The sequence below is a fragment of the Vibrio fortis genome (assembly GCF_024347475.1).
GTDB classification, from domain to species: Bacteria; Pseudomonadota; Gammaproteobacteria; order Enterobacterales; family Vibrionaceae; genus Vibrio; species Vibrio fortis.
Map to the genome: position 1 here is coordinate 2,202,845 of NZ_AP025487.1, position 22,669 is coordinate 2,225,513.

At 44.9% G+C, this 22,669-nt stretch carries 22 protein-coding genes, 1 tRNA gene and 1 riboswitch; of the genes, 11 read left to right on the top strand and 12 right to left on the bottom strand.

From position 1 onward, the window contains the following. Nucleotides 1-9: 9 nt before the first annotated feature. The 8 genes from oppC to moaA all read right to left on the bottom strand — a co-directional run bounded on the left by oppC (nucleotide 10) and on the right by moaA (nucleotide 6,973). A complete protein-coding gene (gene oppC, locus OCV50_RS09500; RefSeq protein WP_032552009.1) occupies nucleotides 10-912 on the bottom strand; it encodes an oligopeptide ABC transporter permease OppC in 903 nt (300 codons plus the stop codon). 15 nt (nucleotides 913-927) lie between these two features. Continuing rightward, nucleotides 928-1,848 (bottom strand): oligopeptide ABC transporter permease OppB, encoded by a 921-nt coding sequence (gene oppB, locus OCV50_RS09505; protein ID WP_239841460.1) that lies wholly within the window; start codon nucleotides 1,846-1,848, stop codon nucleotides 928-930. A 118-nt stretch (nucleotides 1,849-1,966) separates the two neighbouring features. Beyond that, entirely contained in the window at nucleotides 1,967-3,598 is a 1,632-nt protein-coding gene (locus OCV50_RS09510) for an ABC transporter substrate-binding protein (RefSeq protein WP_032552007.1), read from the bottom strand. Between the two features lie 594 nt (nucleotides 3,599-4,192). After that, nucleotides 4,193-4,648, bottom strand: a complete 456-nt coding sequence (gene moaE / locus OCV50_RS09515; RefSeq protein ID WP_261902898.1) for a molybdopterin synthase catalytic subunit MoaE — start codon at nucleotides 4,646-4,648, stop codon at nucleotides 4,193-4,195. A gap of 2 nt (nucleotides 4,649-4,650) precedes the next feature. Continuing rightward, on the bottom strand, nucleotides 4,651-4,896 hold the full coding sequence (moaD, locus tag OCV50_RS09520; protein WP_239841458.1) for a molybdopterin synthase sulfur carrier subunit: 246 nt from the start codon (nucleotides 4,894-4,896) through the stop codon (nucleotides 4,651-4,653). Continuing rightward, on the bottom strand, nucleotides 4,896-5,372 hold the full coding sequence (gene moaC, locus OCV50_RS09525) for a cyclic pyranopterin monophosphate synthase MoaC (RefSeq protein WP_239841457.1): 477 nt from the start codon (nucleotides 5,370-5,372) through the stop codon (nucleotides 4,896-4,898). The genes moaD and moaC overlap by 1 nt, the downstream gene beginning before the upstream one ends. A gap of 10 nt (nucleotides 5,373-5,382) precedes the next feature. Beyond that, entirely contained in the window at nucleotides 5,383-5,895 is a 513-nt protein-coding gene (gene moaB / locus OCV50_RS09530; protein ID WP_239841456.1) for a molybdenum cofactor biosynthesis protein B, read from the bottom strand. A gap of 88 nt (nucleotides 5,896-5,983) precedes the next feature. Then, nucleotides 5,984-6,973 (bottom strand): GTP 3',8-cyclase MoaA, encoded by a 990-nt coding sequence (moaA, locus tag OCV50_RS09535; RefSeq protein WP_261902899.1) that lies wholly within the window; start codon nucleotides 6,971-6,973, stop codon nucleotides 5,984-5,986. Further along, a riboswitch (molybdenum cofactor riboswitch) is annotated at nucleotides 6,962-7,115 on the bottom strand. (Overlaps the previous gene by 12 nt.) Before the next feature lie 195 nt (nucleotides 7,116-7,310). Between moaA and OCV50_RS09540 the strand changes: the two genes are divergently transcribed. Beyond that, complete coding sequence (locus tag OCV50_RS09540; RefSeq protein ID WP_239841454.1) at nucleotides 7,311-8,198, top strand: YvcK family protein; 888 nt, start codon at nucleotides 7,311-7,313, stop codon at nucleotides 8,196-8,198. Nucleotides 8,199-8,249: 51 nt separating this feature from the next. Here OCV50_RS09540 and luxU read toward each other — a convergent pair whose 3' ends face one another. The 3 genes from luxU to uvrB form a co-directional block, all read right to left on the bottom strand. Beyond that, nucleotides 8,250-8,585, bottom strand: coding sequence for a quorum-sensing phosphorelay protein LuxU (gene luxU, locus OCV50_RS09545; RefSeq protein WP_239841453.1), 336 nt, complete (start codon nucleotides 8,583-8,585; stop codon nucleotides 8,250-8,252). 19 nt (nucleotides 8,586-8,604) lie between these two features. Beyond that, nucleotides 8,605-10,005 carry a quorum-sensing sigma-54 dependent transcriptional regulator LuxO gene (gene luxO / locus OCV50_RS09550; RefSeq protein ID WP_239841452.1) on the bottom strand — a complete coding sequence of 467 codons (1,401 nt, stop codon included), beginning with the start codon at nucleotides 10,003-10,005 and terminating at the stop codon, nucleotides 8,605-8,607. Nucleotides 10,006-10,274: 269 nt separating this feature from the next. Continuing rightward, nucleotides 10,275-12,305 carry an excinuclease ABC subunit UvrB gene (gene uvrB / locus OCV50_RS09555; protein WP_239841451.1) on the bottom strand — a complete coding sequence of 677 codons (2,031 nt, stop codon included), beginning with the start codon at nucleotides 12,303-12,305 and terminating at the stop codon, nucleotides 10,275-10,277. A gap of 509 nt (nucleotides 12,306-12,814) precedes the next feature. Here uvrB and OCV50_RS09560 point away from each other — a divergent pair. The 10 genes from OCV50_RS09560 (at nucleotide 12,815) to OCV50_RS09605 (ending at nucleotide 21,533) form a co-directional block, all read left to right on the top strand. Beyond that, nucleotides 12,815-12,890 (top strand) — tRNA-Asn (locus OCV50_RS09560). 280 nt (nucleotides 12,891-13,170) lie between these two features. Further along, the gene (gene rsxA, locus OCV50_RS09565) at nucleotides 13,171-13,749 is read left to right on the top strand and encodes an electron transport complex subunit RsxA (RefSeq protein WP_032551997.1); all 579 of its coding nucleotides are present in this window, start codon (nucleotides 13,171-13,173) and stop codon (nucleotides 13,747-13,749) included. A 2-nt stretch (nucleotides 13,750-13,751) separates the two neighbouring features. After that, nucleotides 13,752-14,336 (top strand): electron transport complex subunit RsxB, encoded by a 585-nt coding sequence (gene rsxB / locus OCV50_RS09570; RefSeq protein ID WP_261902900.1) that lies wholly within the window; start codon nucleotides 13,752-13,754, stop codon nucleotides 14,334-14,336. Nucleotides 14,337-14,343: 7 nt separating this feature from the next. After that, nucleotides 14,344-17,292: an electron transport complex subunit RsxC gene (gene rsxC, locus OCV50_RS09575; protein WP_261902901.1), complete on the top strand. Its 2,949-nt coding sequence runs from the start codon at nucleotides 14,344-14,346 to the stop codon at nucleotides 17,290-17,292. Next, a complete protein-coding gene (gene rsxD / locus OCV50_RS09580) occupies nucleotides 17,292-18,338 on the top strand; it encodes an electron transport complex subunit RsxD (protein WP_261902902.1) in 1,047 nt (348 codons plus the stop codon). Before rsxC ends, rsxD begins: the two co-directional genes overlap by 1 nt. A 14-nt stretch (nucleotides 18,339-18,352) precedes the next feature. Then, nucleotides 18,353-18,982 carry an electron transport complex subunit RsxG gene (gene rsxG / locus OCV50_RS09585; protein ID WP_239841447.1) on the top strand — a complete coding sequence of 210 codons (630 nt, stop codon included), beginning with the start codon at nucleotides 18,353-18,355 and terminating at the stop codon, nucleotides 18,980-18,982. Beyond that, complete coding sequence (locus OCV50_RS09590; RefSeq protein WP_261902903.1) at nucleotides 18,982-19,674, top strand: electron transport complex subunit E; 693 nt, start codon at nucleotides 18,982-18,984, stop codon at nucleotides 19,672-19,674. The genes rsxG and OCV50_RS09590 overlap by 1 nt, the downstream gene beginning before the upstream one ends. A gap of 129 nt (nucleotides 19,675-19,803) precedes the next feature. Further along, nucleotides 19,804-20,439 carry an endonuclease III gene (gene nth / locus OCV50_RS09595; RefSeq protein WP_239841445.1) on the top strand — a complete coding sequence of 212 codons (636 nt, stop codon included), beginning with the start codon at nucleotides 19,804-19,806 and terminating at the stop codon, nucleotides 20,437-20,439. Nucleotides 20,440-20,485: 46 nt separating this feature from the next. After that, a complete protein-coding gene (gloA, locus tag OCV50_RS09600) occupies nucleotides 20,486-20,902 on the top strand; it encodes a lactoylglutathione lyase (protein WP_239841444.1) in 417 nt (138 codons plus the stop codon). Between the two features lie 196 nt (nucleotides 20,903-21,098). Then, nucleotides 21,099-21,533, top strand: a complete 435-nt coding sequence (locus OCV50_RS09605) for a DUF2753 domain-containing protein (protein WP_032551989.1) — start codon at nucleotides 21,099-21,101, stop codon at nucleotides 21,531-21,533. A gap of 82 nt (nucleotides 21,534-21,615) precedes the next feature. Here the strand turns inward: OCV50_RS09605 and motY are convergent, their stop codons facing one another. Next, nucleotides 21,616-22,497 (bottom strand): flagellar protein MotY, encoded by an 882-nt coding sequence (motY, locus tag OCV50_RS09610; protein WP_239841443.1) that lies wholly within the window; start codon nucleotides 22,495-22,497, stop codon nucleotides 21,616-21,618. Nucleotides 22,498-22,669 lie beyond the last annotated feature (172 nt).

Consider the following 22,669-nt stretch of genomic DNA (forward strand, 5'->3'; position numbering starts at 1 on the left):
ATTTAGTTTTTATCTGTCTTTTGGATCAAGCGCGTCGCGCAGGCCATCACCTACATAGTTAAAGCAGAACAGCGTAACTACCATGAATGCTGCAGGGAATGCCAGTTGCCAGATAGCAACTTCCATTGTCTGCGAACCTTCTTGAAGCAATGCGCCCCAGCTTGTCATAGGCTCTTGAACACCAAGACCAAGGAAAGATAGGAATGATTCCGTCAGGATCATACTTGGGATAAGTAGAGTTGAGTAAACGGCTACAATACCCAATACGTTTGGAACGATGTGACGTGTAATGATCTTCCATTTGCTTACACCACATACGTGAGCAGCTTCAATGAACTCCTTACTACGTAGGCTCAACGTTTGACCACGTACAATACGCGCCATATCAAGCCAAGCAATCGCACCGATCGCGACGAAGATAAGTACAATATTACGACCAAAGAACGTTACTAGTACGATAACTAGGAACATGAATGGAACCGCGTACAAGATCTCAAGGATACGCATCATCACTCGGTCAGTACGACCACCGATGAAGCCTGAAGCTGCACCGTAAAGCGTACCAATCAATACCGCTACGAAGGCACCCATCACACCTACCATAAGTGAGATACGGCCACCGATAAGAGTACGTACGTAAAGGTCACGACCTAAGCTATCAGTACCAAACCAGTGGTCAGCATTTGGACCAACGTGCATTGCGTACCAGTCAGTATCGTCATAAGTGTATTGAGCCAGCATTGGTAGGAAGATAACCGCCAATACCATCAGTGTCAGAATAAACAAGCTCACCATTGCAGCTTTGTTACGCATAAAACGAATACGCGCATCTTGCCACAAACTACGACCTTCAATTTCTAAGTTCTCAGAGAACTTTTCGATCGCTTCTAAATTTTCTTTTTTCTTCAACATGTCCATGCGTCCCTGTTAGTAGCGAATTTTCGGGTCAATAACCGCTAGCAAAATATCAACAATTGCGTTGAATAAGATGAATAGGAAACCAATCAAAATGGTTACACCCATTACTAACGAGTAGTCACGGTTAAACGCAGCGTTCACGAACAGCTTACCGATACCTGGTAGGCCGAAGATGGTTTCAACAACCACCGAACCTGTGATGATACCTACGAATGCTGGACCCATGTACGAAACAACAGGCAACATTGCAGGCTTAAGTGCATGTTTTAGAATGATGTAACGGTAGCTTAGACCCTTAGCACGAGCGGTACGGATAAAGTTACTGTTAAGAGTTTCGATCATGCTACCACGGGTAATACGAGCAAACGTTGCAACGTAAAGAAGCGACATTGCGATTACAGGTAGGACGATGTAAATAAAGGTACCACCATGCCAGCCACCTGCTGGGAAGATGTTCCAGTGGAGCGAGAATAGGTAAATTAGAGCGGGTGCCAGTACGAAGGATGGCATTACAACCCCGAGCATGGCGGTCGACATTATGGTGTAGTCGATCCAGGTATTGTGCTTCAAGGCGGCAATGGTTCCGACCGATACCCCCATTATCAGCGTAAAGATAAAGGCAACGAAACCAACCTTTGCAGACACAGGTAGTGCTACTGCGATCAGCTCATTTACTGTGTAATCTTGGTACTTGAACGAAGGACCGAAGTCGCCTTGTAGGATATTCGTTAAGTATGTTGTGTATTGCTCAAATACTGGTTTATCTAAACCGTATTTAGCTTCGATGTTCGCCATAACTTCTGGCGGTAATGGACGCTCGCTTGAAAACGGGTTACCCGGTGCGAAACGCATAAGAAAGAAAGATATAGTGATCAACACCAACATTGTTGGGATCGCTTCAAATATCCTTTTCATAATGAATTTAAGCATAAACTCACTCTTTCAGTCTGTGACAATTAAAATTAGAAAGACCCTACATGCGCGCCCTGCGCATGTAGTGTCTATATCGTTATATTTTTATATTAACTTTCTAGAATCGAAGCGCAGATTACTGAGCTTTGATGTAGAGGTCTTTAGAGAAGATTTTCTCTTCCGCGTTTTCAGCTGGGAAACCACCAACTTGCGGAGAAAGTAGACGTGAACGCACGTATTGGTAAATCGGTGCGATTGGCATATCGTCAGCCATCATCTTCTCTGCTTCTAGGTAGATAGCTTTACGCTCTTCTTCAGAAGTAGATTTCAGTGCTTTGTCGATAAGAGCATCGTATTCTGCGTTGCCCCAGTGCTGACCACCTGTAGTGTTCGCACTTACCATTAGAGTTAGGAATGAAGATGCTTCGTTGTAGTCACCACACCAACCAGCACGTGCAACTTCGAAGTCACCTTGATCTTTAGAATCTAGGTATGTTTTCCACTCTTGGTTCTCAAGAGTTACTTTAAGACCTAGAGTCTTCTTCCACATAGAACCAAGCGCTACCGCAATCTTCTTGTGGTTTTCGTTGGTGTTGTATAGAAGAGTAAATTCTAGAGGGTTGCTCTTACCGTAGCCTGCTTCTTCAAGAAGACGTGCAGCTTCTGCGTTACGCTCTTTCTGAGATAGCTCACCGTATGCAGCCATTTCTGGATCGAAATTCGCTGTAATTTCAGGTGTTAGGAAGTAAGCTGGCTTTTGGCCTTGACCAAGGATAGCACCCGATACGATGTCGCGGTCGATAGCGTAAGAGATCGCCTTACGAACACGTACGTCGTTGAATGGTTCTTTCTTAGTGTTGAAAGAGTAGTAGTAAGTACACAGACTGCCTTCAACAGATACTGAATCTGCATGTTCTTTCTTCAGACGCTTGAAGTGCTCAGTTGGCAGCGTTGAAGTGAAGTGGATCTCACCAGATAGGAAACGGTTCATTTCCGCTACTTGGTTTTCGATCGGTAGGAAAGTAACTTTGTTTAGAACAGTTTTGTCGTTGTCCCAGTAGTTTGTGTTACGAACCATTTCTAGACGCTCGTTCACAACCCAGTTGTTTACTTTAAATGCGCCGTTACCTACGAAGTTTTCTGGTTTAGTCCATTGATCACCAAACTTCTCAACTGTTGCTTGGTGTACTGGCTTCATTGTTGTGTGGCCAGTCATCATTACGAAGTATGGTACTGCTGTTTCTAGCTCAACAACAAGAGTCTTATCGTCTAGTGCTTTAACGCCTAGTTCGCTCTTATCTTTCTTACCAGCAATGATGTCTTTCGCGTTCACCATCTTCGTGTACTCCATGTACCAAGAGTATGGTGATGCTGTTGCTGGATCTACCGCACGCTGGAAGCTGTATACGAAGTCGCCAGCAGTTACTGGGTCGCCGTTAGACCATTTTGCGTCGTCGCGTAGGTGGAAAGTGAAAGTTTTGTTGTCAGATGTTTCCCAGCTTTTCGCTACGCCAGGAATAGTGTTACCGTCCGCATCTTGATTCACTAGACCTTCTAGTAGATCACGAATTACGTGAGACTCTGGTACACCTTGAGATTTGTGTGGGTCGATTGTTGCAACTTCAGTACCGTTACCACGAACGAGTTCCTGAACTTTTGCCAATTTTGTACCCGCTGGAACGTCAGCAGCGATTGATGTAGTAGAAGTGGCAGCCACTGCCAGACCAGCACCTAGAAGAAGGGCCTGAGTGATTTTATTCTTGTACATGCATAAACTCCAAGTTTTTGTATTGCATCCATGACTTCTTTGCTTGGTTCACTGAACGGTTAGTGATTTAGATTTATTTAGCTCAATTTTTGAGCATAAAAACCTAAAACCTTACAAAGATTGCGGCACACACTATCAATCATTGAAGTAATTTGCCATAAAGAACTGGCAAAAAATCGGATAATTCTCCGAAATACTCAATGAATTAGCGATAAACTCTAATAAAAACGTAATTTATAGCTATTTAAATACGATGTATTATTAAAAGTCAGCCGTAAATGTTGATATATCTGTTTTGATACTTATTTTTAGCATCTTATGCTAGAACAACCCTGACAAATTAACATTATTGCCACATGAAATCTAATAGGGCATCACATATCCCCTAAGTTGCTTACGTTAATTGTGAGGATTATCACTCTATCAAAAACAGAACAAATGGCTGCTTAGTGCATTATATTGGTGTAACAAATTGTTTTAATCACTTTATATGCGTATTTATTCACAAAAACTCTACGCATTACTTGGTTATTTGTTCTTCAGGTATAAAAAAACCGACTCAAAGAGTCGGTTTTATATCATCAAAATAGGCGTTTATTTCTGCCAACGCTCGGCTGCTTTCGCGTCTGAATCTCGAGATTCTACCCAACGAGTTGCTTCAGTTGTACGCTCTTTCTTCCAAAACGGTGCCTTTGTTTTTAGGTAATCCATAACAAATTCACACGCTTCAAATGCAGCACCACGGTGAGCACTAGACACACCGACGTATACAATCTGATCGCCAATATCAAGGTCACCTACTCGGTGAATAACACGCATTTTTTGAATAGGCCAACGCGCTTCCGCTTGATCACAAATCTCGCTTAACGACTTTTCGGTCATACCTGGGTAATGTTCTAGGGACAAGCCAATTACGTTATCCCCTAAGTTCATATCACGAACTTTACCGACAAAAGTAACGACTGCGCCCGCTGATGTACCTTGCGACAGAAAGTCGTATTCGTCAGCAACTGAAAAGTCCTCAGCTGTCACCAATACTCGTGAGTCCATCTCTAGCCTCCCGTTACCGGCGGGAAGAATGCCACTTCATCACCATCTTTAACTTCAGTGGTCAATGGAACAATCGATTGATTCAACGCAGCTAACAGCTTGCCCTCTTCCAGAGCGATGTCCCACTTACCTTCTTGCTTCACAAGATGGCTACGAATGGCTTCGATGGTAGTAAAACTTGCGTCTACTTCTACACTATCGACACCAACGAGTTCACGTGTTTGCGCAAAGAAAAGAACTGTAATCATTATTCCGCCTTAAAGTGGCCTGATTTGCCACCCGTTTTTTCTAAAAGACGTACCTGTTCGATTACCATATCTTTTTGTACCGCTTTACACATATCGTAAATGGTTAGAGCCGCGACAGAAGCCGCTGTCAGCGCTTCCATCTCAACACCCGTTTTACCCGCTAGTTTACAAACTGACTCGATGCGTACCTTATTCTCTTCAACGATAGGTTCTAGTTGAACCTCAACCTTAGACAATAGTAACGGATGACAAAGTGGAATCAGATCCCAAGTCTTCTTCGCAGCTTGGATACCAGCAATTCGAGCTGTAGCAAACACATCACCTTTATGGTGACTGCCTGACATGATCAACTCTAGCGTTTCAGGAGCCATATGAACGAAAGCTTCTGCACGTGCTTCACGCACAGTCTCGGCTTTTGCCGATACATCGACCATGTTTGCTTCGCCAGAAGCGTTAATGTGAGTAAATTGACTCATAACCACCTACCTATACAGAAAGGTGTGGCATGAAGTTACATGGGCGGTGGCTAGCATCAAGTTGTTGCTTGATGATTTTTGTCCAACCTGTACGGCAAGCACCCGTCGAACCTGGCATTGCAAAAATAACAGTGTGGTTTGCAAAACCAGCAATCGCACGTGATTGAATCGTAGATGTGCCGATCTCTTCGTAAGAAACCTGACGGAATAGCTCACCAAAACCTTCCACTTCTTTGTCGAAAAGTGGCTTCAGTGCTTCTGGAGTGCTATCACGAGAAGTAAACCCTGTACCACCAGTGATCATAATTGCTTGTACTGTTTCGTCTGCAATCCACTTTGAAACGATTGCACGGATCTTGTACATATCATCAATAACAATCTGCTTATCAACCACGTTGTGACCTGCTTCTTGAGCATGCTCAGCTAGGTAACGACCCGATGTATCATTTTCTTCTGTACGAGTATCTGAAACGGTTAGTACTGCGATGTTTGCAGGTTGGAATTTACTCTCTGCGTGACCCATTTGTTCACCTATTCTGTCTATTTCAATGATTATACTGATTCACCCAGCTTGCCTAAGCTAGGTGATTAAATATTGTTGATGTGGGAGCTTAGCCGCCAATAGAGGCAAGGTGCGGAGTCATACCGCTGTTGCCATCATGGAGGAAGTGACTCACTGACTTGGTTTGTAGCTCAGCCTGAATACGTGCGATAAGCGCATCTTCTTGTTCGTCTTGCTGGAGAAAATCGCGTAGCTCAACACCGTGATCTCCAAAGAGACACAAGTGAAGCTTACCTGTCGCAGATACACGCAGACGATTACAGCTTTCACAGAAGTCTTTCTCATAAGGCATGATCAAACCAATTTCACCCTTGTAGTCTGGGTGAACAAAGACCTGCGCAGGGCCGTCATTAACCGCTTTGACTTTCAGCAGCCAGCCGTTTGCAATCAAATGATTTCTGATAGCAACGCCAGATACATGGTGTTTATCGAACAAGTCATCCATTTCACCGGTTTGCATCAACTCGATAAACCGCAATTGGATAGGCTTATCTTTGATCCAGTTAAGAAATGAAGGCAGCTCTTGGCTATTGAGATCTTTCATCAACACAACATTAACTTTGATCTGCTCATAACCGACTTCGAACGCTTTATCGATACCACGCATCACCTCGGTGAACTTATTCTCACCTGTGATTTGATGGAACATGCGCGAGTCTAAGCTATCAACACTGACGTTAATATTCGTTAGACCTGCTTCACGCCACTGTGCAACCTGCTTTTCCATGCGATAACCGTTAGTGGTAGTCGCAACTTTTTGAATACCCGGAGTGCTGGCTACTGTATCGATAATTTCAGTGAAATCTTTGCGTAGGCTTGGCTCGCCACCAGTAATACGAATCTTGGAGGTACCACAATCAGCAAACGCTCTTACAATGCGTTTGATCTCGGGAACACTGAGAAAAGACGAGTTTTTCTGCCCCGAAGGCTTATAGCCATCAGGTAAGCAATACGTACATTTAAAGTTACATACGTCTGTAACTGACAAGCGCAAGTAATAAAACTTGCGATGGAATCTATCTTCGAATTGTTGCGCCACGGAACACCTTTCCAAACACGGGAGGCATAATCATTTCCAATTAAGCCCTTGTGACAACATGTCACTGGCTCTTAACGCTTATCAATACAGCAAAATACCACTGTGCGACTTAGCATGTAAGAGCTCGGAGTTATGGCAACTACGGTACACTGGGGCACACGTAGTAGCTGCGTATAAAATACTTAATAATTGTGTGTGAATCTAGTTCTGTTGCCAAAAAAACGAACCTTAACGGCAAAAAAACCGCACCAGACCCTCAAAATAACTCTTGTTGAGTATCTGCCTATAAGCATTTACCCTAAATTATAGTTGGTAATAATCTAATAAGAACTAAAAAATGAATTTGTACTCTTCAAAAAAAGTCGTCGCAATTGGCGGCGGTCACGGCTTAGGTCGCATGTTAGCGGCACTTAAACAGTTCGGTAGTAACGCAACAGGCATTGTGGCTACCACGGATAATGGTGGATCAACAGGTCGAATTCGAGACTGCCAAGGTGGTATCGCATGGGGTGACACTCGCAACTGTATCAACCAGTTAATTACTGAGCCCTCCATTAGTTCAATGATGTTTGAATATCGCTTCCGAGGTCAGGGCGAACTTGATGGTCACAACCTTGGGAACCTAATGCTAACTGCCTTGGACAACCTTTCAGTAAGACCATTGGAAGCAATCAATCTGATCCGCAGCATGCTCAAAGTTGACGTCAACATTGTACCAATGACAGAGCACCCTTCAGATTTAACCGCTCTTTCTTTAGAAGGCCGTTGGGTAACAGGTGAAACCAACGTTGATGATATGAATGAGCGTTTGCGCCGCCTTGACCTATCACCAGAAGTACCAGCCACTAAAGAAGCGGTGTTAGCAATTGCAGAAGCTGATTGCATTGTCTTGGGGCCAGGCAGTTTCTTAACCAGTATTATGCCGCCACTACTTTTACCGGAAATTGGTAAAGCGATAGCTGACAATACCAAGGCGAAGGTGATTTTGGTTGAAAACCTTTCTCCTGAGCACGGCCCTGCTGGCATGATGTCGCTCAAAGAGAAGATCGAATGGTGTGAACGTGCATGTAAAGCACGCAAAGTGGACGTGATCATTGGTGATACCGCTCATCCTGAACTCGATGGACTATGGCACTGCGTTACAACTGACCTTGCCTCACCTAACCGAGATTGGCGTCATGATAGGGTCAAGCTCCAACAAGCTATCGAAGCTCAGCTAGCATAAACAAGGTATCTTACGACCTGACACAAAAAAGGAGCATTGCGCTCCTTTTTCTTAACTCATCAACTGTTGGTATTCTGTGTATGTCGAGACCAACAATGCTTTCATATCTTGATAGTCTTCATCGGTGATCGATTTAGCTTGTTTTACCTTAGCGTCCAAACCAATTGCAAAGTCACACAGAGCATCGGCACCAAAACTTGCAGCACTGCTCTTTAGCGCATGACTGATATCGGCTAAATATTTGGCAGAGTCTACCGCATTACTCTGCTCCAAATGCTCGTGATAGCCCTTGAGCTCTCCCAAAAATATCTCTAATAAAACCGGCACATTCTCTTGGCCGATTTCATTGGCAAGTTCATCAACTTTTTCTTGGTTTAGTATGTTCATCGTTATTCTTATGCACTAATTATTCTGAGGATGATTGTTTTGCATTCCATGCCTGTAACTTGCGATAAATTGTCGATGGACTCACATCCAAAAAGCCTGCAGCTCTCGGAATATTACCATCACATGCCTTAATTGCTTGTTCTATCGCTGTTTTTTCAGTGAGCCATAGTGGAAAAATATCTTTAACCGTTATGTCTTCACTCTGTTTTTCTTTCAATCTTAGGCTGTTTTCCAACGGTTGATTGAGCGGTGGTGGCAACATACCGAGCGTGATCTCTTTACCGTTGTTGAGTACCACAACATTTCGCAAAACATTCTGCAACTGTCGAACATTACCCGGCCACTCATACTGATTAAATCGATCAATAACTTCTTGAGAAAAACGAACAAACGCTTTTCCTTCTTCCACTGACATATAACCAAGTAAGGAGTAAGCAATCTCAATCACATCTTCACCACGTTCTCGTAAAGGCGGAAGATGCAATGGGATAACATATAAACGGTAGTACAAATCTTCACGGAAGCGCCCTTCTTGCACTTCTTTCCATGGGTCTCTGTTGGTCGCGCACACAAAGCGCACATCCACACTCTTCATCTTTGAAGAACCCACTTTTTGGAATGTACCCGTTTGAATGAAACGAAGCAGCTTGGTTTGAAGCTCCAAGTCCATTTCACAAAGCTCATCGAGGAACAGAGTGCCGCCATCCGCTAGCTCTGCAGCACCTTGTCGGTCGGTCGCAGCGCCCGTAAACGCACCTTTAACGTGACCAAATAGCTCACTCTCAATGAGATCTTTAGGAATCGCAGCACAGTTAATCGCAATAAACGGTTTATCGCCTCGCTTACTCGCAGCGTGAACGGCTTCAGCACACACCTCTTTACCGGTACCACTTTCGCCAGTAATAAAGATACTGGCTTTACTTGAAGCGGCTGAATCAATAGTGCGATATACCTGCTGCATGGTTTGGCTACTGCCGATGAAACCTTGGTAATTCTGACTGCCCGGATGCTCAGCGCTGTTCTTCAGCTTAGTTGCTTTACGAATCGCATTATTAACCGTGATACGCAGACGGTCAGCTTCACAAGGCTTAATCAAAAAGTCTTGAGAGCCGTGACGCATTGCTTCAACTGCAGTATCAATTGAGCCGTGAGCCGTCATGAAAATGACAGGGACTTCAGGAAAGTTCTGCTTTACCGCAAAAAGGACATCCATCCCCGTCATATCAGGAAGACGAAGATCAAGTAGAATGAGGTCTGGGATTCGGTGATTTAGGCTCTCGATTGCCTCTTTACCCGTCCCTACGATATTGATATCTATCTCTAACGGGGTCAGGTAAGATCGATATAACGCCGCGACTGACGCCGTATCTTCCACCATTAACAAATATTTAGATTTGTTATCAAATGTTTGTGATTGCATATCCTAGCCGATATTATTTTGCATTTATTGTAATAATCGCATTCCGCTTTGCATTATGCAAATTACTACGCAAGTTTTATCGCATCATTTTCTATGATAACCAAGAATCATACAGTTAAACATCTGGCATGAAGGATGCAGTCAAATAATTGACCTTCGGGTCACCTAGCCAACTGACGTTGTTAGTGGATGACATTTCCACAAATGTGAGCCAGTAGATGAGTTACTACTGGCTTTTTTTTGTGCGTTTTGCCGCTGGCTACCGAGGGTTAGCTATTTGTGATGAATTGCTGCCTCATTTGTTCAATCTCATCACGCTTCTGTGCTGCAAGCTCAAACTCGAGGTTTTGGGCATGTTGATACATCTCAGCTTCTAGTTTGCTGATCGCTTTATCGAGCTCTTGTGGACTTAGCGTTGCGTAGTTGGCCGAATCCTCAGCCACTTTAGACAGAGGTACCTGCTTAGATTGGCGCTGTTTCTTCGACTTAGTGATGTCGCCAAGCTCCATGATATCTTTAACATTACGCTTTAATGCTTGCGGCGTAATACCCTGCTCTTCATTGTATTGCATCTGTTTAATGCGGCGACGCTCAGTCTCATCAATCGCCTTTTTCATCGATTTAGTGATCGAGTCACCGTACAGAATCGCCTTACCATGTAAGTTACGTGCCGCACGACCAATGGTCTGAATCAGAGAGCGTTCAGAACGCAAGAAGCCCTCTTTATCCGCATCAAGGATCGCCACCAGCGACACCTCAGGCATATCCAAACCTTCTCGGAGCAAGTTGATTCCGACTAAAACATCAAACTCACCCAGTCTCAAATCTCGGATGATCTCAACACGCTCCACCGTATCTATATCAGAGTGTAAGTAACGAACTTTCACACCATGTTCTGTCAGATATTCAGTAAGGTCTTCTGCCATACGCTTGGTCAGCGTTGTCACCAACACACGCTCGTCTTTCTGTGAGCGAATACGGATCTCAGACAGAAGATCATCGACTTGAGTTGCAACAGGACGCACTTCAATCTCAGGATCGAGCAAGCCAGTAGGACGAACCACTTGATCAGCAATATCGCCGTCAGACTTTTCGAGTTCATAGTTACCCGGTGTTGCCGAGACAAAAATAGTCTGTGGCGCAATCGCCTCAAACTCATCAAACTTCATTGGTCGGTTGTCCAGTGCAGACGGCAAACGGAAACCAAACTCCACCAGCGTTTCTTTACGTGAACGGTCGCCTTTATACATAGCGCCAATTTGCGGTACGGTTACGTGCGACTCATCGATAACCAAAAGACCGTCGGCAGGCAGGTAATCAAATAAGGTAGGCGGAGCTTCTCCTTCTGCACGACCACTTAAATAACGGGAATAGTTCTCGATACCTGAACAGAAACCCAGCTCAGTCATCATTTCAATATCAAACTGTGTACGTTGTGAAATGCGTTGTTCTTCCAACAGTTTATTATTGTCTTTAAGGTACTGTGCTCGCTCGCGCAGCTCTTCTTTAATGTTCTCGATCGCATCTAATATGGTTTCGCGAGGTGTCACATAGTGCGTTTTCGGATAAACCGTAAACCTTGGCAAGTCGCGCTGCTTTACGACACCGGTCAGCGGGTCAAAAATACTAATACAGTCGACTTCATCGTCGAACATCTCGATTCTAACGGCATCTTGATCAGATTCAGCAGGGAAGATATCGATGACTTCGCCGCGCACGCGAAACTGGCCGCGTTCAAAAGCAACATCATTTCTTGAATACTGAAGCTCAGCGAGACGTCGCAGAATGTCTCTTTGGTCAATCACATCACCACGACACACATGAAGCATCATCTTGAGGTAAGACTTAGGATCACCCAGACCATAAATCGCCGATACTGACGCTACGATGATGGCATCTTTGCGTTCAAGCAGGGCTTTGGTGGCAGAAAGACGCATCTGCTCGATATGTGCGTTAACCGAAGCGTCTTTTTCAATGAAAGTATCCGTGGTCGGGACATACGCTTCCGGCTGATAGTAATCATAGTAAGAAACGAAATACTCAACTGCATTGTTTGGGAAAAAGGCTTTCATCTCACCATAAAGCTGAGCGGCCAGCGTTTTGTTTGGTGCAAGTAAGATAGCTGGGCGTTGAGCCTCGGAAATGACATTCGCTAAGGTAAAGGTTTTCCCCGATCCAGTAACCCCTAGCAGCGTCTGGTGCGCTAACCCAGAATCTAAACCATCTAACAGCTTTGCAATGGCGGTCGGTTGGTCACCTGAGGGTTTATAGTCAGAAACCAAGTCAAAGAGTTTACTCATAGGTTGTCATTCCCATACTGTTTATTTAATCAGGCTATTGTCTCCTTAGGTTGGCTATCGATGCAACCCTTATCGAAACAATCACCTCATATTATTGTCGTTAAGTTATAGCTTTTATTCAGATTAATTGATATTATCCGTCGCCCTACCCAAGCTTCTCCGCTTAATTTCAAATATTTTAATCCACGACTTTTCCCCAAAATATCTAAAATAACCACGTTTTATTCTGCTTATACAGTAACCACCAAAAGTTATACACTCGCTAAAAACCAGATTAAACTCTTACTTCATAAGCACTTACAATAAAAGCATCTCTTCTAACTAAACATCCAACTAGGGTTGTCAAAGTTTCGCCCACACACTTATCCACAATTTTGGTGGATAACTAAAGCAAAGCCAAATTCTACAAGGGCTACAGAAAAGTAAAGTAATTTATCTATTTTTTTGTCGGCATTTACTGTTGACAGAAATCGATGCTGTGATTAATATTCGCGTCGCTAACAAGCAATTCCCCCTTAGTTCAGTTGGTAGAACGGCGGACTGTTAATCCGTATGTCGCAGGTTCGAGTCCCGCAGGGGGAGCCAAATTTAAAGAAGCCGCATCACTCGATGCGGCTTTTTGCGTTTCTATTGACCTAAATTTCTCTTCCGACCGTATGATCCAACGTTAAAATCTGCATTCTTAGTCTTACATTTTGCAACGATCCTTGGGATTGAGAGCGTCTATACTTGCTACAACCATGTGAATCAAACGATTAGCCGTAGATTTTTTCATCAACTGCCTAAATCCCTAACGATCCTTGGTTGTTATTAGGTGAGCAAAGCAGGATAATATTGGGATCGGAATTTCAAGAATTAATCCATTATGACCGAATACCTTTTGTTGTTGGTTGGCACTGTGCTGGTCAACAACTTTGTGCTAGTTAAATTTTTAGGGCTGTGTCCTTTCATGGGCGTTTCCAAAAAACTGGAGACGGCGATCGGTATGGGCCTTGCTACGACGTTTGTGTTAACACTTGCGTCGGTTTGCTCGTACCTTGTAGAAAACTACATCCTTGCACCACTGGGCATTGAATATTTAAGAACCATGAGCTTCATCTTAGTGATCGCTGTAGTGGTTCAATTCACTGAAATGGTTGTCCACAAAACCAGCCCAACGCTATACAGACTTCTCGGTATCTTCCTACCGTTGATCACGACCAACTGTGCTGTATTAGGTGTGGCACTTCTCAACATCAATGAGAATCACAACTTTATTCAATCGATCGTTTACGGTTTCGGAGCATCGATTGGTTTCTCTCTGGTACTGATCCTATTTGCCGCTATGCGTGAGCGTATTACCGTGGCCGATGTGCCAATGCCATTCAAAGGCGCGTCTATTGCAATGATCACTGCAGGCCTAATGTCATTGGCATTCATGGGCTTTACAGGATTGGTGAAGTAACCATGAGTACCATTCTAATTGCAATTATTGCCTTAGCTATATTGGCTGCTGTATTCGGCGCTATTCTTGGCTTCGCCTCTATTCGATTTAAAGTTGAGGCTGACCCGATCGTTGATCAAATCGACACTATTCTGCCTCAAACCCAATGTGGTCAATGTGGTTACCCCGGCTGTAGACCGTATGCCGAAGCGATTGCTAACGGCGATAACATCAACAAGTGTCCTCCAGGCGGCCAAGCTACAATCGAAAAGCTCGCCGACTTAATGGGCGTAGAAGTTGAAGATTCAGCACACGACTTAGACAACAAAGTTAAGACCGTTGCGTTTATTCATGAAGATATGTGTATCGGCTGTACTAAGTGTATTCAGGCGTGCCCAGTCGACGCAATTGTTGGCGGAACAAAAGCCCTTCACACGGTGATCAAAGATGAGTGTACTGGATGTGATCTTTGTGTGGCTCCTTGCCCTACAGACTGTATAGAAATGATTCCAGTCGCGACAACAACTGAAAATTGGAAATGGCAGATGAATATGATTCCGGTTACTGATATTACTAACCAAGCTGCAGACGCAGATAAACAGGCGTAGGGTTAGTATGAACTCATTAATTGAACAAATTCGTACCGGCTCAGTTTGGACATTTCCTGGTGGCGTGCACCCAGCAGAGAACAAAAAGCAGTCTAACGGTCTAGCTATCGCTCATGCTGCGATCCCGCAAGAGATTGTCCTGCCTGTAAAACAGCACATTGGTAAAGCGGGTAATCTACTTGTCGCCGTTGGCGATAGTGTATTAAAAGGGCAACAACTTACAGCTCTTGATACAGGCTTCACCCTACCTGTTCATGCTCCAACATCAGGTAGTGTTGTTGCGATCGAACCAAGAACGACAGCTCACCCTTCTGGCTTGTCAGAACTGAGCATCGTCATCAAACCCGATGGCCAAGATCAATGGATCGAGCGCCAAGGCACTGAAGATTACACTCAAAAAACCTCAGATGAACTGCTTGATATTATTCGTCAAGCGGGCATTTCAGGTATGGGCGGCGCAGGCTTCCCTACAGCTAAAAAACTGCAATCTGGCCTAGGTCGTACAGAAATTCTGATCGTTAACGCGGCAGAGTGTGAACCTTACATCACCTCAGATGACAAGCTACTTCAAGAGCATGCAGACGAAGTGCTAAAAGGTATCGAAGTTGTTGAGCATCTATTGCAGCCAAAACTGACTGTCATTGGTATCGAAGACAACAAGCCTGAAGCGATCAAAGCTCTAGAGATCGCAGCGAAGGACAAAGATATTGTTATTCGCGTGATCCCAACCAAATACCCATCGGGTGGTGAAAAGCAGCTGATTAAGATCCTGACAAATAAAGAAGTACCCGCTGGCGGCATTCCTGCCGATATTGGTGTGTTAGTCCAAAACGTCGGATCACTGTACTCGATCAAACGCGCGGTGATTGATGGCGAGCCTGTTGTGAATCGTGTTGTTACGCTGACAGGTAAAACGTTTAAGCAACCACGTAACGTATGGGCGTTACTTGGTACTCCGATTAGCGCACTGCTTGCTGAGTTCGGCTACAAAGCCGATAAGAAATTACCAAGGCTCATTCTGGGTGGTCCTATGATGGGCTTCACCCTGCCACATGAAAATGTGCCAATCACTAAAACGTCGAACTGTATTCTAGCGCCGACACGCCGCGAGATTTCTCCAAATAGCTATGAAATGGAATGTATCCGTTGTAGTCAATGTGCAGAAGCTTGCCCTGCGTCTCTATTGCCACAGCAACTGCAATGGCACGCTAAAGCGAACGAGCTCGATAAATGTGAAGAACTGAATATCAAAGACTGTATTGAATGTGGTGCTTGTGCATTTGTGTGCCCAAGTGAGATCCCGCTAGTTCAGTACTATCGTCAAGCAAAAGCTGAAATCAAGACTCGTCGCGATGAAGCTGCTGCTGCTGAACGAGCCAAACAACGCTTTGAAGAAAAGAACGCTCGTATGGAGCGTGATAAAGCTGAGCGTGAAAATCGCTTTAAGAAAGCCGCTGACAACCGCCGGAAAGAGATGAAAACATCTGACGGTGACGATGCCATCGCTGCTGCTATCGCAAGGGTTAAAGCACAGAAAGCGGCTGCGAATACCACCAGCAAAGAACCCGCAGTGAAACCAGCGGTTGCAGCAGCTATCGCCAAAGCAAAAGCGAAACAAGCCGCTGCCCAGCAAGGTAACAGTGCTGAACCAGATAATTCTGAAATGTCGAAGCTACGTGAAGAGCGTAAGAAGCTTGCAAGAGAGCGTAAAGCTCAACAAGCCAATGCGGAAAACCAAACGTCAGGCGAAGATAAAAAAGATGCAGTCGCTGCTGCTATTGCTCGTGCCAAAGCGAAAAAGGCACAACAGGCTGAGACAAACTCAGACACAAGCAGTGACAATAAGAAAGATGCCGTTGCGGCTGCAATAGCACGCGCTAAAGCGAAAAAGGCTCAGCAAGCCGAACCACAAGTGGAAGCTGCGGAAACAGAATCAACAGACGAAAGCGTTGATCCTAAGAAAGCCGCTGTCGCTGCGGCCATTGCTCGCGCAAAAGCGAAAAAGGCTCAGCAAGCTGAGTCGAAAGTTGAAGAAGCTGAAACAGAATCAACAGACGTAAGCGTTGATCCTAAGAAAGCTGCTGTCGCTGCTGCCATTGCTCGCGCTAAAGCGAAGAAGGCTCAGCAAGCCGAGTCGCAAGTTGAAGAAGCTGAATCAACAGACGCAAGCGTTGATCCTAAGAAAGCCGCTATCGCTGCCGCCATTGCTCGCGCTAAAGCGAAAAAGGCTCAGCAAGCCGAACCACAAGTGGAAGCTGCGGAAACTGAATCAACCGACGAAAGCGTTGACCCGAAGAAAGCTGCTGTCGCTGCTGCCATTGCTCGCGCCAAAGCAAAGAAGGCTCAACAAGCCGAATCACAAGTGGAAGAAGCAGAAGCTGAATCAACTGAAGAAAGCGTTGACCCGAAGAAAGCCGCTGTCGCTGCTGCTATTGCTCGCGCTAAAGCGAAAAAGGCTCAGCAAGCCGAGTCACAAGTTGAAGAAGCAGAAGCTGAATCAACCGAAGAAAGCGTTGACCCGAAGAAAGCTGCTGTCGCTGCTGCCATTGCTCGCGCTAAAGCGAAAAAGGCTCAGCAAGCCGAGTCACAAGTTGAAGAAGCAGAAGCTGAATCAACCGAAGAAAGCGTTGACCCGAAAAAAGCCGCTGTCGCTGCTGCTATTGCTCGCGCTAAAGCGAAAAAGGCTCAGCAAGCCGAGTCACAAGTTGAAGAAGCAGAAGCTGAATCAACCGAAGAAAGCGTTGACCCGAAAAAAGCCGCTGTCGCTGCTGCCATTGCTCGCGCTAAAGCAAAGAAGGCTCAGCAAGCTCAATCAAAAGTTGAAGAAGCAGAAGCTGAATCAACCGACGAAGTGGTCGATCCGAAGAAAGCTGCTGTCGCTGCCGCTATTGCACGCGCGAAAGCGAGAAAAGCTCAGCAAGAGCAGAATAAAAAGAATATTGAGGAGAAAGAGTAGTGGCCTTTTTTATTGCCAGCTCACCGCATGCGCATAGCCGCAGAAGCACACCAGATTTAATGAAATGGGTGGCGATTGCGGCATTACCTGGATTACTGGCTCAAACCTACTTCTTTGGTTGGGGCACAATTATTCAGCTAGTATTGGCTATTTTACTCGCCGTTACTTTTGAAGCGGGTGTCATGCTACTGCGTAAACGTCCACCTGTTATGGCTTTGCGTGACTACAGCGCCGTCGTAACAGCTTGGTTGCTGAGTGTTGCGATCCCGCCACACTCTCCGTGGTGGTTAATGGTTATCGGCCTGTTCTTTGCCATTGTTATTGCTAAGCACCTTTATGGCGGATTGGGGCAAAACCCATTTAACCCAGCCATGGTCGCCTACGTAGTGTTGCTGATTTCATTCCCAGTACAAATGACCAGCTGGAATGCGCCAATCAGTTTGAGTGCAGAGCCAGCAAGTTTTGTTGATTCGTTCTTGATGATCTTTACTGGCTTCAACAATGAAGGCCTATCATTGCAGCAAGCCCGTATCGGTATCGATGGCACGACAATGGCAACGCCACTGGATGCCTTTAAGACAGCATTAGCTGCAGGTAACACAGCATCTGAAGCCCTTTCACAGCCCCAGTTTAGTTGGCTAGCAGGCATCGGTTGGGAGTGGGTAAACATTGCTTACCTGTTAGGTGGCCTAGTGCTTATTAAACAACGAGTGATTCAGTGGTATATCCCTGTTTCATTCTTAGCAAGTTTGACACTATTTAGCCTGGTATTCAGTGTCCTGACTCCTGGTGAGACAGCCTCGCCAATGGTTCACCTACTTTCAGGTGCGACGATGTTAGGCGCATTTTTCATTGCAACGGATCCTGTTTCAGCCTCTACCACGGTTAAAGGTAGACTGGTGTTTGGTGCCATGATTGGTGGTTTAGTTTTCATCATTCGTAGCTGGGGTGGTTTCCCAGATGGTGTCGCGTTCGCAGTATTGCTAGCAAACATGTGCGTTCCTTTGATCGACTACTACACCAAACCTCGTACATACGGCCATTAAGGAAACAACAGACAATGCTAAATGCGATTAGAAAAAATGGTCTAACCCTAGCAATATTTGCCTGTGCGTCTACTGGCTTAGTGGCGGTGACTCACTATCTAACGAAAGACCAAATCAAACTTCAAGAACAAGCTCAACTGCTGTCTGTTTTGAATCAAGTGATTCCACACGAGAAGCATGACAATGAACTGTTTTCTTCTTGTACCCTAGTAGAATCAGAGGCACTTGGTAGCAAACAAGCCATGCCTGCTTACATTGCAACCATCAATGGTGAACCTAGTGCTATTGCGATTGAAGCGATTGCACCCGATGGCTACAACGGTGCGATTAAAGTGATCGTGGGTCTCGATATCGATGGTACGGTGCTGGGTACTCGTGTGCTTTCACATCAAGAAACGCCAGGGCTTGGTGATAAAATCGACCTCCGCGTTACCGACTGGATCACTTCGTTTACTGGTAAGCAAGTGACAGAAGCGAATCAAGACAAATGGAAAGTGCGCAAAGATGGCGGTGACTTCGACCAGTTCACTGGAGCAACCATCACACCAAGAGCTGTTGTCAAAGCGGTCAAAAATGCCGTCGTTTTCGTTAATGAAAACCAACAGGCACTGTTGTCTCAGCCTAAAAATTGTGGAGGAGCGTAATGAGTGAACATAAAACGCTAATCAAAAATGGTATGTGGGCAAACAACCCTGCCCTTGTACAGCTACTTGGTCTTTGCCCGTTACTTGCGGTTTCGTCAACGGTTACGAATGCGCTAGGTTTAGGCATTGCAACACTACTCGTTCTGGTAGGCTCAAATGTCTGCGTCTCTTTGGTTCGTAATCACGTTCCAAAAGAGGTACGTATTCCCGTGTTCGTGATGATCATTGCATCGTTGGTAACTTGCGTTCAACTACTAATGAATGCTTACGCATACGGCTTGTACTTATCGCTAGGTATCTTCATTCCGCTTATCGTAACCAACTGTATCATCATCGGCCGCGCTGAAGCCTTTGCTTCAAAAAACACGGTACTTCCAGCGGCACAAGATGGCTTCTGGATGGGCATGGGCATGACCGCGGTTTTGGTCGTGTTGGGTGCGATGCGTGAAATCATCGGTAACGGTACCCTATTTGACGGTGCAGACCTTCTGCTAGGTGATTGGGCGTCCGCATTAAGAATTGAAATATTCCAATTCGACAATAGCTTTCTGCTCGCCTTGCTACCACCGGGCGCCTTCATTGGTGTCGGTTTCTTGATTGCATTGAAAAACCTAATCGACCATCAAGCAAAGGCGAGACAGCCGAAGCAAGAAAAACCAACTATCGAACGTGCGCGTGTCACTAACGTGTAGTTCAAACTATTTAAAGGGGCTAATTTAGCCCCTTTTGCAAATATAAACAGAGACACTCAAAAGAGTGCGAAAAGAACAAGCTTGAAGCGTAAGCAACTCCAAGCTTTAAAACTGGAAAGTAATGTCACTATGAATAATGTCAAACGCGTTCAGATCTTAGAGCGTTTAAGGGAAAACAACCCTAACCCTCAAACGGAGCTTAATTGGAGTTCGCCATTTGAGCTGTTAATCGCTGTTTTACTATCAGCACAAGCCACTGATGTCAGTGTAAACAAAGCAACCGACAAACTTTATCCAGTTGCTAATACACCTCAAGCTATCTATGACTTGGGTGTCGAAGGCTTGAAAGAGTACATCAAAACAATTGGCCTGTTTAACTCCAAAGCAGAGAACACCATCAAGACCTGTCGTATGCTACTTGACCTACACAACGGTGAAGTTCCTGAAGACCGTGCAGCTCTTGAAGCATTGCCGGGTGTCGGACGAAAAACAGCGAACGTGGTACTCAACACCGCTTTTGGCTGGCCAACCATTGCCGTCGATACTCACATCTATCGCGTATCTAATCGCACCAAGTTTGCTATGGGTAAAACCGTGGATGATGTTGAAGCCAAGCTGCTTAAAGTCGTACCTAAAGAGTTCAAATTAGATGTACACCACTGGCTGATCCTGCACGGTCGCTATACTTGTGTAGCGCGCAAGCCACGCTGTGGTAGCTGTATCATTGAAGACTTATGCGAATTCAAAGAGAAAACCGAAGTCTAACTATTTATCGGTTTTCCATAAAACATTAATGCTAGGAGCAAAAATTATGTCAAACGGCCGTATTTTACACACCATGCTGCGCGTGGGAGACCTTGACCGTTCAATCGAGTTCTACACCGACGTGATGGGTATGAATGTCCTTCGTCGTAATGAAAACAAAGAGTATGAGTACACATTGGTATTTGTGGGTTACGGTGATGAATCACAGGGTTCTGTGATTGAATTGACGTACAACTGGGGCACGTCTGAATATGATCTTGGCAACGCGTTTGGTCACGTTGCGATCGGTGTTGATGACATCTACACCACTTGTGATGCAATCAAAGCAGCAGGTGGTAATGTAACTCGTGAACCAGGCCCTGTGAAAGGAGGTTCAACTCACATTGCATTTGTTAAAGACCCAGACGGTTACATGATTGAGCTAATTCAAAACAAGCAAGCAAGTGCCGGTCTAGAAGGTTAATCCCTCAAGCAGACCAGCTGAGTAGCACCATGCATTCAATCATAAAGCGAGCCTAGTGCTCGCTTTTTATTTGCCCTTATTTTGTAGCAGCGCGTCCCATAAAACACTACATCTTGCTTAATTCTCAATCACCAGACTTTACATGATAATAATTATCGTTTAGATTGATGCCAGTTTTAATTAGGGAGCTATCATCATGATAAACGAATGGGAAAAACACACATTACTTGCCGATACTGCACTGCAACTCGACGATCCTATTCGAAGTATCCTGCATTATCAGCAAGCTCTGACTCTCAGTGAAAGAATCACCGAACGTACTGATATAGAAGCCGACGAGCGACTGCTAATCTCTGTTATCTCTTGCCATAATCTGGCGCAATTCTGGCGTTGGGCCGGCGATACAGATTATGAATTGAAGTACCTACAACTCGCTTCTGAAAAAGTGTTAACCCTTATTCCTCAATGCCCGAATACGCAATGCTCAAGTTTCATTGACTCTATCGGTTGCTGCAAAAAAGCACTCATTGACTTCATGAAGCGCCACCCTAACCCACAAATAGCGTCGATGGTCGAGAAGATCGATACAGCAACTAACTGTGAAATCATTGCTAAATTCCGCCTTAACTGATTCCTACTCATAAAAAATGCCAGTCTCAAAAGACTGGCATTTTTTATTGGTTAGTTTGTTAAAGCTGTAATAACCGTAAAATCTAAACCTGAGTTCGACCAAGTGAAATAACGACACGTCGGTTTTTGTCTTTGCCGATTGGAGAGGCATTATCAGCAATCGGACGGCGCTTACCATAACCTTGAACTTGAATACGCTCTTCTGACAGACCAAGTGACTTAAAGTATTCACGCAACGACTCTGCTCGACGCTCCGATAAGTTCTGGCTGACACCTTTACTGTCTGCCGAGTCGGTATACGTCGCCACCAGTACAAGATCGATATCTTGATTATGACGAATGTACTCAGCAATTTGACTCAAACGCTTCTGCGACGCTTTACTTAACTGGTCACTATTACGGTCATAGTGCAGGATCGTAAATGAAATATCTTCAAAGCTGTACGGCAACAAGTTCGCTATACAGTCACTGAACACATTGTATTTTTGCTGGAACAGTACCGAAGAGAGTGCCACTTCAATGCGCTGATCTCGGCTTTGCCACTCTTGATAACTAAACGTTGGGTAACGCCCCTTCTCTAACTCGCTTAAGATACCCCAAGCAGTTTGACCGCCAACATAACCATCAAATTGTTGGAAAAACTTAATCGTCGTCATTCGATCTGCACTTTCACCCGGGCGCCAAGGCGGTGGCATAGAAATCAGGCTGACGTTGCGGGTTGCCCCCATTGGGCGACGCATTTTAAGTTCAAAATCTAGTATGATCTTTTTGCTGGCGCGGGATGAAAACTCCGCATCACCAAAATTTGGAATTGGGTGAACCAATCGACATTCCAATGGCGTGTTTGCCACCATTTCCCACGTCGACTGTTGAGGAGATGCTCCATATCGCTTCTCTTGCGCAAGCGCGGTCGACGACATCAGTAACGAAAACAGAATTGAACCTGTAATTAGTCGTTTATTCATAAGGGGGAGTATCTCTTAAGCAATTCGTTTAACAATGCAGCCAATTGCCGCATATTCTCTCTATTCAGATTAATGCAAATATCGCGCCGAATGTAGGTAGCTAATTTATGAATTAATCACTTTCTGGAGTTTTTATCACTGCTATTATCTGCAATAATGCAGCCTCAATCAC